The sequence below is a fragment of the Rubrivivax albus genome, assembly GCF_004016515.1.
Taxonomy (GTDB): domain Bacteria; phylum Pseudomonadota; class Gammaproteobacteria; order Burkholderiales; family Burkholderiaceae_C; genus Rubrivivax; species Rubrivivax albus.
Window position 1 is genome coordinate 1 of the sequence record NZ_SACT01000004.1, and the last position, 16,848, is coordinate 16,848.

The following is a 16,848-nucleotide window of genomic DNA, read 5'->3' on the forward strand; positions in this document are numbered from 1 at the left end:
CGCTGCTCGGCCGCTTCGGGCTACGCCCTGCGCGTCCGAGCAGCGCGATCCATCGTGCCTGGGTGGGTCAGATTTACTTCGGCGACAACCCGGCAAAGTGGGTCAGATTTACTTCGGCGTTGACAACCATACGTCGAGGCGGCGGCGACCACCGACCGCAACCGCTGCGAAGAGGCCGTTGCGCCGCCGGAATTCGTCATGGGCACGGCAGATGTGTCCACGCTAAGCTTGAACTCAGGCAGTGCCCAAGCCGGCTATCGTTCGCGGGCGCGGTCAAGAGCAGCGGAGGAACTCTATGGCGTTCAGTGACTATCTAAATGGCCCGTCCTACAAACGTGACGCCGAAGATCTGAAGTGCCAACGAGAGGAACTGAAGCGTCAGCTGAACGAACTTCAGGACCGCTATGGGCAGATGCAGGCGCTGGCAAAGAAGTATGGAGCCATGGAGGTCCAGGATGTCAGGCGTCTGGTCGAGCAGGAACAGGCAGGCCTGGAGGCCGTACGCGAGCAGGTCAAAGCCACCACACAAGAGCTTGCTAGCCTGCGAAACCAGTTGGCCGAGCTGCGCAACCAGGTACTCGTGGTCGAGGAGACGTTGCTGCTGGAGAGCTTCGCCCTCTACGAGCCAAAGTTCAAGCTTACAGCGAGCCACGAGTACAAGACTCGCCTCGACACCTGCAGGGAGCGCCAGAAGGCCATGGTCAAAGGTGGCACGGCGGCGACCGGAAACCTGGCGTGGGAGGTCAATGGCAGCAAGGCGGAAGGCCGCAAGCTGGTCAACGACATGATGAAGCTTGTCCTGCGCTCGTTCAACAACGAGTGCGACGTCTGCGTGGACAACGTCAAGTTTGACAACATCGAGCTCGGGGAAAAGCGCATCCGTAAGTCGTTTGAGGCGTGCAACAAGCTCGGACGGGTCATGACTGTGCGCTTGGCCGACGAATACCTTGACCTCAAACTCGATGAGCTCCGTCTGGCGCACGAGTACCAAGTAAAGAAGCAAGAGGAGAAGGAAGAGGCCAAGCGTGTTCGGGAGGAACTCCGGGAACAGGCGAAGTTGGAACAAGAAATTCGGGCGGCGCGAGAGAAGATTGCCAAGGAGCGGAAGCACTTCACTACGGCCTTGCGCGACCTGAACGTCCGGCTCGAGAGGGCAACAAGCGAGGAGGAGCGTGCAGCCCTGCTGCTCAAGATCGCCGAGGTCGAGACTGGCAAGGCCGAACTCGACAACGAGGAGAAGCTCATTGACTACCGTGAGCAGAATGCCAAGGCCGGGTACGTCTACGTCATCTCCAACATCGGGGCGTTCGGCGAGGGTGTCTACAAGATTGGTATGACCCGGCGCTTGGACCCCATGGAACGCATTGACGAGCTGGGCGATGCTTCGGTGCCGTTCTGGTTCGACGTGCACGCGCTGGTCTTCTCGGAGAATGCACCTGCACTCGAGGCCAAGCTGCACGAGCGCTTTGCGTCCGGGCGACTGAACAAGGTCAACGGCCGCAAGGAGTTTTTCCGGGCCGACATCGCGGAGATTGAAGAGGTCATCCGCGCGAACTACGACGCGGTCGTTGAGGTGACCCACGAGGCCGCAGCGGAGCAGTACCGCGAGAGCCTCCGCATGGCCATGCCCAAGCCCGAGATTCAGCAGGCTGAGCGCTCAGCCGCGCACACTTAGCGTCCCTTACCGCTCGAGGCCGTCACTCGTCACGGCTGCTGCAATGTGCCTTGTAGCTTTGCCTCTCCTGGTGGTGCTGGGGCCAGCCGGGCGCGGTGAGCATGGGGCGTTGCGCGAGGGAGGCACGGTACGGGCGTTGCCGCAGCCCGCCAGACCCACTCGATTTGCTTGCCACCCCCCCGACCGTCGGCAGTCTCGACCTGGACATCGGACCGATCGCGGGCGATGTGCAATGTCGGCGCATTGACACCGCAGTCGGTGAGTGTCGCCGAGGCAGTGAAGAGCTCGTGGCCGAGACCATAGGGAAGAACCTTGATGAAACTTCGACCCTGCTCAACAAGGTGCGCGACCAGCTGACCATCGAAGCTGTCCGCCACGGGCAACCACTGCCAGGTCACCGGCATCAGGCACAGCTCACTGATGGCAGGTGCACCTGCGGCGTTGAGCCCAAACGTCGCAGCCATCATCATGTGGACTTCGTCATCAGTCGCCCACAGCTCGAGCTGGGCGCTGAAGCGACGCCCCAGTTGCCGGTACAGCGCGTCGTCGAGCATGAACGCCTGGTCGGGCAGGTGCTTGACGATGGCCTTGTAGCCGTACCGTGCGCGCGAGATCTCCTTCACCTCGCCAATCAGCAGCATCAGCCTCTGCGGTCGGCCCGGCATGGGCAGCGCACGCTGCCACTGCGCCAGGCGACGCGCGTTGATGGCGTCGCGGCCTTCGACGTTGAACGGCTCGGGCACGTAGACCTGCGGCGCCAGCGCATGCCCGCTCACGACCATCTGTTGTGCGGCCTGCAGAAGGTGCCGCCGCACGATGGCCCAGTTGCGCTTGCCGGCGAAGCCCGGGTGCCAGCGCGTCAGTTCCGCCTGGTCCCACAGATAGTGCAGCAGCCCGCGCAGCGACAGCCTGGGGCCGCGCGTGCGAGCGCTGTCACCGCCTTCGCCGGTGGCCGGGGCAGCTGACCGACCGGCCAATTGCGTCAGCGCGAAGTCCAGCTTCAGGGTGGTGCAGCCGGTGGCGGGATCCTCGCTGATGGCACTGCCCAGCAATGGGGCCAGTCCAGAGCCGTCGTCCGGCGGCGCGTAGTGGGGGCAGGCGGGCGCATGTTGGTGGCCGGTGCCGGGCATGCGCTTGACGATGTGGCCGGTTCCCAGGCGAGCCACGTACGTGGGGGCGCCGTGGGCCTGGCACAGGCAGCGAGGGCGATGGCCGTTCGCCTGGCATTCGGCGATCGCCTGGCCGAATCCCGGCGCATCCGCGTGAAGTTGTCGCCCGTCGACCTCGTAGGCCAGTGGCACGAGCGCCTGGTCCGACATCCTGTCGTCCGGGTCCGCCCGCTATCGTGCGAGCGCTGGTGCCGGACGCTCGCGCGAACGCAACGGTTCCAGGCTGGGCGTGACGGCGGGTCGCCGTGACGGCGCTGCCGGGTCGTAGACCTTGACCTTGGGCACCTGGCCAGTACGGATGCGCTGCGCGAGCTGTTCCGTGGCAGCGGCCAGGACCGCCTGCCGCTGCTTTTCGGGCACGCGGCGCGCCAACAGCACCGCCTCGATGGCGGCCAGCACGGCCTTGCGCCCGCCGCTGCCGCGGCCGGTGGGCTTGTCTGTGGTGGCGGTGGCCGCCGCAGCGGCCTCGCGCGCCGGTTCGATGCGGTTGACCTGGCGTGCGTCGCGCTCCCGCTGCAGCAGCGCCTGGTCGGCAACCGTGGGTTCGTAGCCAAGGAGGCGCACGCCGCGCACCGAGGCTTCCAGCCACACCAGGCGGCGAAAGTCCTCGTGGCCGGACACGCGCAGCGCGGTCCATCGCCGGGCTTCGGCCACGTCCACCATGGACCGGGCCACTGACGGGCTGTTGGTGTCGGTGGCCAGCCGGAACGACGACTCGGTGAACGCGATGCGCGTGCTGTCGCCGCGGAAGCGGTACTCGGTCTGGCCGACGGTGACGTCGGCCACGGTCACTGGCGCGTGCCGGATCAGGTAGCGGTCACGCAGTGCGTCCTCGAGCCGGGCCAGGTGCGTGGCCTGCTCGACGCTGATTGCGCTGGTCTTGCGGGGCCTGGTGGCTGCCGACTTGACGAGTGTCGATGCCGCAGTTGCTTCCGGCGCCCCGGTGCTTGCCGGGCCAGGCAGCTCCATGCCAACTGCGTCTCGGGCGGCTCGTCGAGCAGGCGCGGTGCCTGGTGGCTTGGTGGGCTCGACAGTGCCGCCCTGCGTGCGGACGGCTTCCCCTGCGCTACGTCTGCTGCTGCTGCGATCGTCGTCCATGGTGTCCTCCGGGTTCGTTCAGTCCGCCAGCTGCCGGGTAGGCTGGGCGGATACTGGCGCTGCCCGATAGATCTCTACCTCCACCCGCCGGTTGAGTGCGCGGCCACCCGCCGTGGTGTTGTCGGCCGTGTGGTCGCCGCTCGGCTGGTGCGTGGTGCGGATGCGCCGTGGGTCCACGCCGGCGCCCACCAGCAGGTCGCGCACGGCGGCGGCGCGCTCGCGGGCGATGCGGCTCTCGCCAGGCGTGTCGGCCGTGCCATCGGTGCGGCCGCGCAGCACGACCAGCGGTGCCTGCCGTGCGTCAGGCAGCAAGGCCGAGGCTTGTTCGCGCGTCAGCGAGACCTGAGTGCTGCCGTAGGCGAACTGCAGCGTGTGCATTGTGTTGGCAGCGGCTTGCGGGCGGTCGGCCTCGGCGGCCAGTGCCGCGGCCTGCCGTGCCAGGTCTGCCTGCTGCAGGGCCAGGATCTGCTGTCCGCGCCGTTCGGCGGTCTGGCGCCACTCGGCGGTTTCGTCACGCTGGCTTTGCAGCTGCGCCTGGCATTGATGCAGTGCCAGGGTGTCGGCGTGGTTGGCCGGGCGCCGCAGGCTCTCGTCCACCTGGGGCGGCCTGGGCGGCGGGCTGCTGCAGGAGGCCAGCCACAGCAGCCAGGGCAACGTGGCCGCGGCGGTGTGGGGCAGGTAGGGGCGCGTGCGCATAGCATGTCCTCCAGGGTCGTCAGGCCATGGCCGGCTCTGCGCTGAGCACGCCGTCGCCGTCCGGCACGGGTTCCAGGGCGCCGCCGGGCGCGGGGCCGTCGTCGAAGAAGCGCAGCAGTGCGTCGGCCAGGGCGGCGGGGCTGCCGGTCAGGTCGGCCGGCAAGGCGGAGAGGTCGTGCGCCAAGGCATCCATCCCCAGCGCGCGGTCATCCGGCAGGTCTTCCACCGAGCGCCAGCGCTGGTCGACGCGGGCGCGGTGCAACGCCAGGTCCATGGCCGGCACGGCCGGCGCGGGCAGCAGACGGGGCTGGAACGCGGGGTCGTCGTGGTAGCGGATCTTTTCGCCCAGGATGGGCTTGCAGTTCTCGGCGATCACCACCAGCCGGTCGCGCCCCAGTTCCTTGAACTCCTGTGGCAGCAGCAGGGCGCGGCGCTGGTCGCTTTCGTTGTGGCTGACAGTGCTTTGGCCGTGCACGCTGAACGACCGGCTGCGCCCACGCGACGCGGCGCGTTGCGTGAAGTGCCCCAGCATCGCGCTGTATTCGTCGGCGTCGCGCTGCTCGCGCGGCGCAAAGAGGATCTGCAGGCCGTGGTTGGTGGCAAAGCTGCGCGCTTCCTTCTCGCCGTACACGGCGTCCAGCTGCGACATGGCCTGCACCACCGTCAGCAGCCGCAGGTTGTAGCCGGCCAGGAAGGCGGCGGCGTGGGTGATGGCGCTCACGCGGCCCAGGGCCGCGAACTCGTCCTGCACCAGCAGGCACTGGTGCTTCAGGCCGGCGTCCTGCTGCGGCAGGTGCCGCGTGTTCAGGTTCACCAGCTGTGAGAAGAACAGCGCCAGCAGCGGCCGCGCGCTGGCCAGCCGGTGCGGTGGCACGCGTACGTAGACCGACATGCGGCGGCGGCGCACGTCGTCCAGGCGGAAGTCGTCGGCGCTGGTGGCGGCGTCCACCACCGTGTCGGCAAAGATCGTCAACGGCGCGTGGAAGGTGGCCACCACGCTGGCCAGGGTGTTCTCGGAGTTGGACAGCAGGCGCTGCAGGGCGTCGGTGCACTCGTTGGACAGGGGCTGGCCCGCATCGCGCCGCTGCTGAAGCGTGCCGGCCAGGTGGTCCTTCAACGCCTGGCCCTGGCCGGACGACTGGCGCAGCATCTCGCCGATGGTGCGTGGCAGGGCCGGCGTCTCCAGCAGCAGCAGGCCCAGGCCCAGGAACAGGTTGCGTGCCTGGTCGTTGAAGAAGGCCTCCGACGCGGTGCCGCCGCCGTCGTTGGGGAACAGCACCTGGCCGATGGCCAGCAGGTCGCCCACGCGGTGCAGGGTGTCTGGGCGCACCGACGACAGCGGGTTCCAGCGGTGGCTGCGGCCCTCGTCGTCGAACGGCGAGAAGGCATACACCGCCTGGCCGTGCGCGGCCCGGTAGCCGGCGGTGATGGCGTGGTTCTCACCCTTGATGTCGAGCACCACCACCGAGTCCGGCCAGTTGAGCAGGTTGGGGATGACCACGCCCACGCCCTTGCCGCTGCGCGTGGGTGCCGACAGCAGCACCGACAGCTGCCCTGGTTGGGCCAACCAGCGGCCTTGGAAGCGGCCCACCAAAATGGCCGGCCCTGGTGCGCCGCCCAGCAGACCGGCACGTTGCACCTCGGCGGTGTTGGCAAACCGGGCATCGCCATGCAGTGGCCGGCGCGGCCGGGCGGCGATGACCAGCGCCGCGGGCAGCACCACCAGCAAGCCACCGCCGGCCAGCCCCGAGGCCGCGAGCAGCCGTTTGCGCTGCAGCGGGTGCGTGCCGTAGCGCTGCCAGTAGTGCAGCACGCTGGTCAGTTCCACATGGCGCGGGCTGGCCTTGTTGATCACCAGGAACAGCACGCCGGCCAGGTACAGGGCCGCGGCGCCCAGTGCGGTGGCGCAGAAGACCAGGAACGCGAAGGCGGCCGCGCGCCGGCCCAGTGGCCAGGCGCGCCAGGAGGTGCCGCCAACGGCCATGCTCACGCGGCCTCCGCGGTCTGCTCGTCCCAGCGGCCCAGGCGCAGCTGCCGGGGTTCGTACTGCAGTTCGCTGACGAAGCGGCCACGCTCGTCGCGGTCGAACTGCACCACCACGTCGACCACCACCCCCAGCAGCCACTTGATCTCGCCCAGCCGCAGGCCACCGCCGGCGCCGCTCTCGCGGATCATCAACGCCATCTGCTCGAAGGCGAGCGCACAGGTGCCTGCGTGCACGCTGGTGATGCTGCCCGGGTGGCCCGACGCGGCCAGGCGCACGAAGGAGAAGCACTCCTCGCCGCGCACCTCGGCCAGGAAGATGCGGTCGGGCTTCATGCGCAGGCAGGCTTCCAGCAGCGTGCGCGCGCTCACGGCGGCCTTGCCCTGGCCGTCCTTGCTGTAGAACAGGTGCACCACGTTCGGGTGGTTGGGCAGCGTGAGCTCGGCCGTGTCCTGAATCGTGATCAGCCGCTCGTGGCGCGGCACCTCCTCGATCAGGCCCTTCATGAAGGTGGTCTTGCCGGAGCCGGTCTTGCCGCTGACGACGATGGTCTGCTGGTGACGCACGGCCAGGCGCAGGAACTCGGCGTAGCGGTGCGCGTCCTTCAGGGCCACCAGCTGGTGCTCGAACGGGAGCAGCGGCGCGGTGGCGGTGTGGCCGACGGTGGCCGTGCGCGCGAACAGGCCATCGCGCTCGAAGTCCGCCAGCCGCTTGATGGCGTGCGACGGCTTGCGCACGGTGATGGAGACCGTTCCGCGCTGTGCCGCGGGCGGCACGACCACCTGCACGCGCTCGCCACCCGGCAGCGTGGCCGAAAGCAGTGGCTGTTCGGCGGAGATGGCCTGGTCGGTGTAGGTGGCCAGGGCCGTGGCCAGCGACAGGCAGCGTGGCAGGGTCAAGGCGGGTGCGGCGTGGGCCTGCCAGCCGGCCAGGGTCTCGGTCAGGATCTCGCCGGGCCGGTTCACGCAGACCTCGATGACAGCCGGGTCGGCGAGTGCCGCCTGCAGCGGCTGCAGCAGCGCGAGCACCGAGGTGGCCTCGCCGCGCCAGGTGCAGACCGGCTCGCTCATGGTGCCGTGGCCTCCAGCGCGTACACGGGTGAGAAGTCCAGGTCGCGGGCGACCAGCACGCCGACGATGGCGCCCTGGTTCTGGTAGATCAGCGGCGGGATGTTGATCGTGCTCTCCAGCACCTTCTCGGCCAGGCGGCTGGTGTTGGCGGTGGTGGACGGCAGGATCACGGTGTCGCCGTCGCTCGAGGCCGATTGCTGCTGGATCACCAGCTTCACCGAGTCGTCGATCACCGACAGCAGCATCGCGGCGCCGATGCGTTCGCCCCAGCGCCGGTCCACATGGCCGTCGATGCCGGCTTCGCCCAGCGGGCCGGTGCCGGGCGAGTCGAGCGCCACGGTCACGCCCTCGGGCGTCCGTAGCCGTGTCCACAGCACGGGGATGCGCACCATGCCGGGCCGCACACTGCCGATACGGTACTCACCGTCCAGATGGCTGCCGCGCTCGGCCAGCAGCACGCGGCCGTCGTCGCCGTAGAGGTTGCGCTGCGTCTGGCAGCTCACCAGGCCCGACGCGGCGCTGATGATCCGGGTCTTGAGCACGCAGGTGAAGGCCGTGCCCTTGGGCAGCAGCAGGCTGCGGCGGTGCAGCTGGGCGGCCTGGGCGCGCGGTGTGCTGCTGGCCGAAAGTTGGCCACCGAACAGTACGGTTGGCAGCGCGGGGCCGGCGTGAGGGTCTGCGGGGTTGGGCTCCGGATCGGGTGATGCCGCACGCGGGGCAAGCAGCTTGTCGAGCGTGCCTTGCAGCTGCTGCTGATAGCGCTGCAGGTTCTGGCGCGTGCCTTCCAGCATGTCCGGGCTGGTTGGCGCACTGGTGCGGTCCGCTGGCACCGTGCCCCCGGCCAGCGGCACTATCGGCGGCGCGTCGACGGGGGACACGGCCTTGGATCGGCGCTTGGCAGCATTGCCGCGCTCGCCATCCATGTGAACGTCGATGGGCGCAGGCAGCGCCGCGTCGTCCGGCAACGGTTCGATGGCCGGCACGCGATAGGCGGGCGCCGAAGCGGTGGTGGCGTGCGCAGCGCTCAGGTCGAGCCGGCGCGGTTCCGTCCCGGACGATGTGGGCCGCTGGGCCTGGCGCGGCGTGTTCTCTTCGCTCGCGTCGGGGCGCAGGGACTTTTGCAGCGACAGCACGGCCACTGTCGCCAGCGAGCCGGCGGCCATCACGACGGCCAGGATGCCTTTCCAAGCGATGCCGTGACGGCGCGGCTGCGTCAGATCCGGCAGGCCGGTCTCGCCGTCCAGGGCCAGGGGCGCTTCGCCAAGGGTGTGCGGTTCGTTCATGGCGTGTCCTCCTCGCGGCGCTGCCGGAGCACGCGCGCCAGGCCGGCGGCCGTGGTGCCGGCCTCCGGCGGCCTGCCGTCGGCGTCGAAGGCGTCGTTCCAAACCGCCACGGCCGCCGGACCGGCGCGCAGCATCAGGCGGCGGCTGACCCGGTCCACCACCAGCAGGTCACCCTGCATGCGGCTGTTCACCAGCGTCTCGCTGCCATCGTCGAGCACGTGGAAGACCGCGGGCACCTCGCGGTTGGCCGCGAAGCGCAGGTAGGTGAATCGACCGTCGTCGAACACCAGGGACGGCACGATGTCGGTGCCGTGTTCGCCTTCGGCCAGGCTGTAGGCGCTGTTCACCACGTCCGGTGCCGTCGGCATGTACGCTCGCATGGCACGCACCGGGTCCGGCTGGATGGTGGCCGCGGGCAATGGCGTCGCATTGGGACGGTCCGCGGGCGGGGCTTCCGACTCGACCCACAGGCTCAGGCGGTAGACCGGAACGGCGCGCTCACCAGCCGGCAACGGCAGCAGCCGGAAAGTATGCACGCGCCGGTCGGTCACCACCGTGAGGTTGGTGGGCTCCCGCGTCGTCGACAGCGGTTTCACGAAGAGCCGGCGGTCGTCGCGCTGAACGGTCACGCACCAGGCGGCGGTGCCACGCTCACAACCCGCGCCCTGGCCCGTGGCCACCTGCTGCACACGCTCGTCGGCCGGCAGTTCGATCAGGGTGACGACGCCAGCTCGTACGCGCACGTCGATGACGGCGGCGTCGCGGAACGGAAGGAAGACGATCCGGTCATCGGCAGGGACGCCGGCTGTGCCTACCATGGCGTGGACCCCGACCAGGGCTGCGAGCAGACACGGGATGCCGCGCATGTCATGGCCTCCCCGCGGTGGCGACCGCGTCGCCGCCGATCTCTGGGTCGCTGCGGTAGGCCACCACGACGAAGCCGAAGGGGTTCTCGAGCCGGTCCTTCTCGCGTGTGAGCACGCGGGGCTGGTAGTCGTAGACCACGCTGGCCACGTGCCGGCTGCTCTGGTCCGGCAGGCTGCGATCGGGCCGGGAGATGCGCTTGTCGTAGGTGACGATCGCCTCGCCGCGGTTGCCCTGCCGGCCGCCCGGCGCCAGGCGTACGCTCACGATCTCGATGCGCCACTCCTCGTGGCTGGCTAGGCGCTTGTGCAGGCCCGCATCGCCATCGAACAGGCGCTGGTAAGGCGCAAAGACGGCCGGCACGGCCATGCGCGCCACCTGGTCGTAGTCGCGCTGCAGCCACCACCAGCTGTAGCCCTCGCGTGCGCGCACGAACTGCGCCAGGTGGTGCTTGTCCAGCGCATCGTGCATCGGCACCGTCTCTTCCGACAAGCGCTGCTGGATGGTGGTCTCGCCGGTCTGGCGGTCCACCACGATAGGAATGCCCACCACCTGCCGCAGCGGGCCCTGCACGGCCACGGCTGCCAACCCCAACAGGGCCAGCACGACGGCGCCAGCGGCCACGTGCCAGGCCCGCCGCTCGGAGCGCGCGAGCATTTCGGCGCGGTCGAGTTCCCAGTCGGTGTTGCGTTGGAAGAGGTTGGCGGTATCCATGGCGGCCTCCACCTCAGTCCAGATGATCGGAGATGCGGCCGGTGCGGCGCAGCATCTCCTGCTGGCGTTCGCGATCCCTTGCCCGGGCGATGCGCTCCTCGGCGTCGGCCATCGCCTGCAGCATCTGGATCTGCGAGGCCTCGTGCATCAGCAGTGCACGCTCGGCGCCGATGCGGGCCTGGATCTCGAGGATGGCCTTCTGGTCCGTGGTGGTGTCGATGCGCTCCATCAGCCCGTCGATCTGCGCCAGGCGCCCGGCCGCGGCGGCCATGGCGTCCTGCAGCAGGCCTTTGTGCTGGTAGGGCTGGGCCAGCTCGGCCTGACAGCGCGCGCGTGCGGCGCCGGCGGGCCGGTCGGCGCAGTTGTAGACCATGGCTACATCGCGCAAGGCCTTGGCCGTGGCCGACAGGCTGCCGTAGCCGGCGGCATCCACGGCGTTGAGTACGGTGAACGCTTCGGCTGGCACGTAGTTGCGCAGCAGCGGGCTGTTCAGGATCCGCCCCAGGCTTCGCGTGCCGCTGAGGCCGTCGATCTGCTGCTGCAGCTGGGAGATCTGGCGCACCTGGTTGTCGATATGACTGATGGCGTGCACCACCTGCTGGATCGTCTGCGCCAGATTGGCCGCGTCGATGACCGGGATGCCCTGGGCCTGGGTGCCCAGGCTGACGAGCAGACAGGGCAGGGCGAGCCAGCGTGACAACATGGTGGATCCTCCTGATCAGCGCCGCCCGCGCAGGGCAGCAAGCCGGTAGGCCGCCGGGCGTGCGGCCGCCGCGCCGACGGCCGCGACCGCGGCAGGTACGGTCGGGCGAACCACACCGCCGCCGCCCGGACCAGCCAGTGCGCCGGATGCCGCACGTTGCGTGCTGACCGCGCGCAGCCCGGCCAGCATCAGCACGTTGTGGATCATCTGCATGCCCTGTTGCACGGCCGCACCGCCGGTGAGCGCCGAGGCCAGCGTGGGCGCCTGGAAGCAGATGATGGCCATCACCAGCATCAGCACGCAGTAGCGCAGGGACTCCGACAGTGCGTTCAGCGCACCACCCAGGAAGCCGCCCGCGGCCTGGATGGCCAGGAACATCTCGCGGCCGACGTAGGTGCTCAGGCCCAGCGCGAAGAAGGCAAACCAGGTCAGCACCACGGCGTTCAGCAGCATCGACAGCCAGCTGTCGAAGAAGCGCTGCGTGGGCCGCCAGGCCAGGCAGAGCAGGAAGATCGGGCCGACGCCGATGACGAAGCTCAGGAACACCGTGGCCAGCACCACCACGAAGACGGCGATGCACAGGAAGGCGACGGAGCCGATCGAAAACGCGGTGGCCGCCAGCATCAGGTCCAGCCGCGTGATGCCGGCCTCGGCCATCAGGTCGGCCACCTGCTGGCCCGCGTTGTCGTTGAACTCGTCGAGCAGGGCGAAGGGGCTGTCGATGGTGTCGTCTGGCACACCGTCAGGCAGGAAGGTGGCGGCCACGCCGCTGGCCAGGGCATTGGCGCTGTCGGCCACGGTGGCGACATACAGGCCCGACTGCAGGGCCACGGCCAGCACGAGGCCGATCTTGGTGGTGTTCCACAGGAAGTTGGGCACTGTGTCGCGTACCTCGCCGCGCAGCACTGCCCAGCCGTAGAGCAGGACCCACAGGCTCATCGCAGCCAATGCCACCGGCGCGAGCGCCTCGGCCAGCGCCGTGACGACGCCCAGCACGTAGTCGTCGAGCACGCTGTGCAGCTGGGTGCCAAGCCAGGTGAACATGGCTACTGCACCGCGTCGGTCGGCAGGTTGGCGGGCGGCCGTGCAGCCATGTCGACACAGCGGCTGCCCAGAACCGGGAACTGGCACTGCAGCCACCTGCCCTGGTGTTGCGCCACCCAGACGCGCCGCAGGCGCTCGGTGCCGTAGGTGGAGGCGCGGCAGGTGCCGGGGCGCGCCCAGGGCTCGGTGCATTCACGCAGGCCGTCGGCACCCTCGACCATGCGCCAGGCGCCGGCATGGCATCGCGCGTCGGCGCGGCACAGCGGTGGGCTGCGTTTCGGGAGGGGCGGTGTGGATACCTTCCGCACGCCATCGACGAAGCGAACCGCCTCGTTGCCCTGGACCACCTGGGCCGGGCCCGTGACCGGGAGCGTATAGAGGGCCAGGGCGACGTACAGCAACTTCATGGACGGACTCCGGATGGGCGGCGGGCACGGGCGGCGCGCTGCAGGCGGGGCAGCCAGGCGGCCGGGTCGTCCCCGACCTCGGTGCGAATGGCATCGAGCAGCGCCACGTTGTCTGTGGTGCCCGACAGCACGGGCAGGTACTCGTCCAGACCGTGCAGGTCGAGTTCGCAGATGGCGCTCGTGGCACCCTGCTTGACGAGCATGGGGTGGCCGCCGCGGGCGCCGAGCGTGCGGACGATCTCGAACTCGGCGGAGCTGAGCCCGAAGCCTTCGACGTACTCGTCGCGCAGGGCGGCTGCGTTGGGCAGGAAGACCTGCGTCACGCTCTGCTCGACCATCGTGCGGCCGATGGCGTGGCGCAGCACGTCCGACGGGCTCTGGGTGTCGAATATGCCCAGGCCGTCGTGCTTGCGGATGGTCTTCTGCCGGACCTTGGCGAACTCGGCAAAGGCTGGGTGGTCCAGCACCTTCCAGAACTCCGAGATCGTGTAGATCAGCCGCCGGCCGTCGATCAGCTCGCCCATGCGCTGCAGCAGGAACAGCATCACCGGTGTGCGCACCTCGGGCAGGTCCAGGAAGGCGGTGGTGTCGAAGCCGATCACGGGGCAGGCGTCGAGGGCGCCGAGCCAGTCGTCGCACTCGTCGAACACCCAGCCCAGCGCACCGCCGGCGCACCAGCGCCCCAGCCGGTCGTGCAGGCTGTTGCTGCCGGTGACGGGCAGGTTCTGCCGGATCGCCGACATCCGGCGCAGGGCCGTCGGCAGGGCGGCGACGGTCTGTACTGCCGCCGCGATGGCGCGTTCGTCGGCGGGCAGCAGCGGCAGCGCCGGCGTATCGAGGCAGGTGCGCACCAGCGTGATCCAGAACTGGATGCGCGCGGGGGTGGCGTCCTGCTGCAGTGGGTTGCAGCCCGTGGGCACGCCGGCCTCGAGTGCGAAGTAGCGGCCACCGAGTGCGCGCACCAGGATCTCGCTGCCACGGTCCAGGTCGAACAGCACCAGCCGTGGCGCCGGTGTCCACTTGCGCGTCATCGCCAGCAGGAAACTCACCAGCGTGGTCTTGCCGCTGCCCGTGGAGCCGACGATGAGCGTGTTGCCGGGCAGCTTCTGGCCAAGGCTGTCCTCGTCCGGCGGGCTGGCGTGCAGGTTCAAGTAGAAGGGCTGACCGCCGGGCGTGCGCAGCAGTGCCAGGGCCTGGCCCCAGGGGTTGCCGTCGCGCTTGCCCTGCGCAAAGCCATGCGGTGCCGCCAGGGCCGCAAAGGCGCGGGACGTGAGGCGGGCGCGGCGTGGCCGCCAAGCCCAGTTGCCCGGCATCTGCGCGAACCACGCAGCATCGGCCACCAGGTCCACCGGGCGCAGCTGCAAGCCGCTGGACTCGCCGACCGCGCCCGCCGCCTGCGCGGCGCGGCGACCAGCGTCAGGAGCGCTGCTGCCGAAGACCATCAGGCTGTGGTGGTATTCGCCCATGCAGAACTGGCCATCGCCCAGGTCGTTGAGCGCCTGGTCCATGGCGTCGATCTGGCCCACCACCACGTCATCACTGGCGATCAGCTGGTTGCGCTGCAGGGTCAGCGCATTCATGGCCTCGCGGCGCGGCAGGATGGAGAAGCTCTGAGTCTCGATGAACTCGCTGTCCTCATAGAGGAGCGCGTCCAGCACGCCGGGCTCGACGGCGTCGGTGTACTCCTGCAGGTCGACGAAGGCCGCGAAGCGGCGCTCGTCGCCATGCCGGATCTCGAGCTTGTCGGCACCGAAGTTGAGGCGAACAGCGGGCAACTGGCGGAAGAGCGCGCCCGATCGGGCGGGCATGGGTTGCCACACGCCGTTGACCAGGAATCCCAGAAACTCCGCCACTTCGCTGCAGGGCAGGCCATTGCGCTGCACCAGTCCCAGAGCCTTCGGTCCCAACGGCTGAAGCTGCCGCTCGAGCATCGCGGCCTGTTCGGCCATGATCCGCCGGGCTTCGTCGACCGATGCGCCGATCTCGTCGCGCGTACGTTGTCGCTGGCGCAGCGCCGTGCCGCCGCTGGCGGTGGAGTGGCGATACAGCAGCGTGAGGTAGAGCGCGGTGCTCATCTGGCCGGCACGGTGATGCTTCTCGCCGTGGGCCTGCGACAGGTCGCGGGCGAAGCCAGGGGCCGGTGGGTCGTCGAGCCGATCCTGCACCCGCCGGCGGATGCGGTGCGTCCAGATGGCAAACACGCCGCCGGCCAGGTTGCGCAGCAGGTTGCACAGGGCTTCGTGCCGGTCCGCCACCAACGCCTCGTCGGCGCATTCGAACGGCAGGCCCTGCAGCCGCCAGCAGCGAAGCAGATCTCCGCCTCGCGTCATCACCTCGTGTTCTCCCAGCAGAGACGAATACGGCACGAAGCGCTCCAGCGGGTTCTCATGCAGTGCCCGCTGCCAATGACGTGGGCGCGGTGCCAGCCGTGTGGGGCTCAGGATCGCGTTCATGGTGCCCGCCGATATGGGTAGGCGGCATAGCTGCGTGCGCGCCAGAAGCCGTGGTTCCGGTCGCGCAGGCGAAGGCGCAACGTCAGTACCCACTGATGAAGCCGCTGGTCATCCCGGCGCGTGATGTGGCGCAGGGCCAGCAGCACGGGCAGGACACCGGCCATGACCCCGGGCAGCACCCACCAGGAGACCAGCGTGCCGACCCACAGCACCACCAAGGCAGTACCGCCGAGCAGCGCTACCAGTGCTGTCAATGGCACCCCGGCTTTCATCGCCGGCCGCGTGGCACCTTTGTAGATGACTTCGGCTTGCATCCGGCCACCTCAGGTGGGCGTGACGATGTAGCTGGCGAACGCCGCGGCGCCACCGATGAGCGTGCCGCCGATCAGGACGTTGGCCACGTCCACCAGGCGGGCACCCTGGAAGATCATCTTGAAGCCGGCCCAGATGATCGCGATCGTGACCACGGCGATGGACACCGTGATCAGGATCTCCTGGATGTTCAGCACGGTGGTCTCGATCTGGTCGAAACCCTGTGCCAGGGCCAGGCGGCTGCCGGCCGATGCCACGAGGAGGATCAGAGGGTTGATGAGTCGCTTCATGGTTGCTGCTCCGAGGGGGTGGACAAGGTCGCGGGACGCTTCGCGGTGGCCAGCACGCGGACCACGTAGCCGTGCACGAAACCGGTTCGGAAGTTGCCGCTGTAGTAGCAGGACAGCCCTTGCCGCAGACCCCGCTGCGTTGTGGAACCGTCAGGTGCACGCGACAGGCACTCCAGCAACACCGTCTGCATGGCACCGAGGTTGCGGCAAGGCTCGAACGCGGACGCGACGTCGAGCGACAGGCGTTCGAAGTTGTCGCGACTGATCTGCGCCAGTCCGGCGCTGAAGTGGATCCCCGCGTCGGTCAGGTGTCTCGCCGTGGTCACCGCCTCGGCCAGGCTGGCCGGCTGGCGGTCGAGCCGGCCGCCGACGACGCCGACAGCCCAGGGGTTCGCGCTGCTCTCCGCCCGGACCAGTGCGAGGGCCGTTGCTGGGTGCACCAGCGGTGCGCACACCGAGATCAGGTTCAAAAGGGTGATCGTGTCCATGGCGCTACGCCCCACAGCCTTGGCAATCGTCGGGCGGCGGCGGTGGCGCCGGCGGCTGCGCGGCCAGCCACGCGGCGTAGTCATCATCGAAGCGCGTGTCCCAGCTGCCTAGCGTGGCCTTGGCGGCTGCGGTGAACTCGGTCACCGTGCCGCCGCGCAGGCTCCACCAGGTGCGGGCCCAAAGCTGGCCGTCGATCTGGACCGACACGGCGCCGTCATAGGCGCAGAGGTAGGTTGGGGCGCTCTCGCCCTCGATCACCGTGACGTACTGGGGCGGACAGAAGCCCGGCGCAGACGCCCAGTGGTTGCCAGCGCCGTTGGCGCCACCGGCCATCGCGCAACTTGGGAACGGGCGTCCACGCGCGAGGTCACGGAAGAGCTGCTTGACCGGTGATACGCACTGCGGGATCGCAGACCAGCTTGGGGCGGCCAGGCAGAGCAGAACCAGGCACCCGTCAAGCGCATGGGCCGGAGACACGACCAGCAGCGCAAGGAGAGTGATTGCCGCCGCGACAGTTCGGCGTGGCTTCCTCGATGCAGTGTTTGCATCGACTCGGCGGTTTCCGGTTGGGATCATCGAACCTCCCTTCGGTGCCCT

Annotated in this window: 17 protein-coding genes; 1 reads left to right on the forward strand and 16 read right to left on the reverse strand. The window is 69.2% G+C overall.

Annotated features, from left to right (window positions below):
* The first annotated feature begins 295 nt into the window (after positions 1-295).
* A complete protein-coding gene (locus tag ENE75_RS13105; RefSeq protein ID WP_128198780.1) occupies positions 296-1,675 on the forward strand; it encodes an SNIPE associated domain-containing protein in 1,380 nt (459 codons plus the stop codon).
* 29 nt (positions 1,676-1,704) lie between these two features.
* On the opposite strand, the gene ENE75_RS13110 is transcribed toward ENE75_RS13105, so the two are convergent.
* The 16 genes from ENE75_RS13110 to ENE75_RS13185 all read right to left on the reverse strand — a co-directional run bounded on the left by ENE75_RS13110 (position 1,705) and on the right by ENE75_RS13185 (position 16,584).
* Complete coding sequence (locus tag ENE75_RS13110) at positions 1,705-2,994, reverse strand: DUF1173 domain-containing protein (RefSeq protein WP_128198781.1); 1,290 nt, start codon at positions 2,992-2,994, stop codon at positions 1,705-1,707.
* Between the two features lie 21 nt (positions 2,995-3,015).
* The gene (locus tag ENE75_RS13115) at positions 3,016-3,813 is read right to left on the reverse strand and encodes an LPD7 domain-containing protein (RefSeq protein WP_233259062.1); all 798 of its coding nucleotides are present in this window, start codon (positions 3,811-3,813) and stop codon (positions 3,016-3,018) included.
* Between the two features lie 147 nt (positions 3,814-3,960).
* Positions 3,961-4,638 carry an OmpA family protein gene (locus tag ENE75_RS13120; RefSeq protein ID WP_128198782.1) on the reverse strand — a complete coding sequence of 226 codons (678 nt, stop codon included), beginning with the start codon at positions 4,636-4,638 and terminating at the stop codon, positions 3,961-3,963.
* A 19-nt stretch (positions 4,639-4,657) separates the two neighbouring features.
* Positions 4,658-6,622: a type IV secretory system conjugative DNA transfer family protein gene (locus ENE75_RS13125; RefSeq protein WP_128199131.1), complete on the reverse strand. Its 1,965-nt coding sequence runs from the start codon at positions 6,620-6,622 to the stop codon at positions 4,658-4,660.
* Between the two features lie 2 nt (positions 6,623-6,624).
* The gene (gene virB11 / locus ENE75_RS13130; protein ID WP_128198783.1) at positions 6,625-7,692 is read right to left on the reverse strand and encodes a P-type DNA transfer ATPase VirB11; all 1,068 of its coding nucleotides are present in this window, start codon (positions 7,690-7,692) and stop codon (positions 6,625-6,627) included.
* Positions 7,689-8,975: a TrbI/VirB10 family protein gene (locus tag ENE75_RS13135; RefSeq protein ID WP_128198784.1), complete on the reverse strand. Its 1,287-nt coding sequence runs from the start codon at positions 8,973-8,975 to the stop codon at positions 7,689-7,691. The genes virB11 and ENE75_RS13135 overlap by 4 nt, the downstream gene beginning before the upstream one ends.
* Positions 8,972-9,841, reverse strand: a complete 870-nt coding sequence (locus tag ENE75_RS13140) for a TrbG/VirB9 family P-type conjugative transfer protein (protein WP_199232296.1) — start codon at positions 9,839-9,841, stop codon at positions 8,972-8,974. Before ENE75_RS13140 ends, ENE75_RS13135 begins: the two co-directional genes overlap by 4 nt.
* A 1-nt stretch (position 9,842) precedes the next feature.
* Positions 9,843-10,553 (reverse strand): VirB8 family type IV secretion system protein, encoded by a 711-nt coding sequence (locus ENE75_RS13145; protein ID WP_128198785.1) that lies wholly within the window; start codon positions 10,551-10,553, stop codon positions 9,843-9,845.
* Positions 10,554-10,566: 13 nt separating this feature from the next.
* Positions 10,567-11,256, reverse strand: coding sequence for a TrbJ/VirB5 family protein (locus tag ENE75_RS13150; protein WP_128198786.1), 690 nt, complete (start codon positions 11,254-11,256; stop codon positions 10,567-10,569).
* 15 nt (positions 11,257-11,271) lie between these two features.
* Positions 11,272-12,300, reverse strand: coding sequence for a TrbL/VirB6 family protein (locus tag ENE75_RS13155; RefSeq protein WP_128198787.1), 1,029 nt, complete (start codon positions 12,298-12,300; stop codon positions 11,272-11,274).
* 2 nt (positions 12,301-12,302) lie between these two features.
* Positions 12,303-12,707, reverse strand: a complete 405-nt coding sequence (locus ENE75_RS13160) for a hypothetical protein (protein WP_128198788.1) — start codon at positions 12,705-12,707, stop codon at positions 12,303-12,305.
* On the reverse strand, positions 12,704-15,160 hold the full coding sequence (locus tag ENE75_RS13165) for a VirB4 family type IV secretion/conjugal transfer ATPase (RefSeq protein WP_128198789.1): 2,457 nt from the start codon (positions 15,158-15,160) through the stop codon (positions 12,704-12,706). Before ENE75_RS13165 ends, ENE75_RS13160 begins: the two co-directional genes overlap by 4 nt.
* A complete protein-coding gene (locus tag ENE75_RS13170; protein WP_128198790.1) occupies positions 15,157-15,474 on the reverse strand; it encodes a VirB3 family type IV secretion system protein in 318 nt (105 codons plus the stop codon). The genes ENE75_RS13165 and ENE75_RS13170 overlap by 4 nt, the downstream gene beginning before the upstream one ends.
* 9 nt (positions 15,475-15,483) lie before the next feature.
* On the reverse strand, positions 15,484-15,762 hold the full coding sequence (locus ENE75_RS13175; protein WP_128198791.1) for a TrbC/VirB2 family protein: 279 nt from the start codon (positions 15,760-15,762) through the stop codon (positions 15,484-15,486).
* Positions 15,759-16,250 carry a lytic transglycosylase domain-containing protein gene (locus ENE75_RS13180; protein ID WP_128198792.1) on the reverse strand — a complete coding sequence of 164 codons (492 nt, stop codon included), beginning with the start codon at positions 16,248-16,250 and terminating at the stop codon, positions 15,759-15,761. The genes ENE75_RS13175 and ENE75_RS13180 overlap by 4 nt, the downstream gene beginning before the upstream one ends.
* A gap of 4 nt (positions 16,251-16,254) precedes the next feature.
* The gene (locus ENE75_RS13185) at positions 16,255-16,584 is read right to left on the reverse strand and encodes a hypothetical protein (RefSeq protein ID WP_128198793.1); all 330 of its coding nucleotides are present in this window, start codon (positions 16,582-16,584) and stop codon (positions 16,255-16,257) included.
* Between the last annotated feature and the right edge of the window lie 264 nt (positions 16,585-16,848).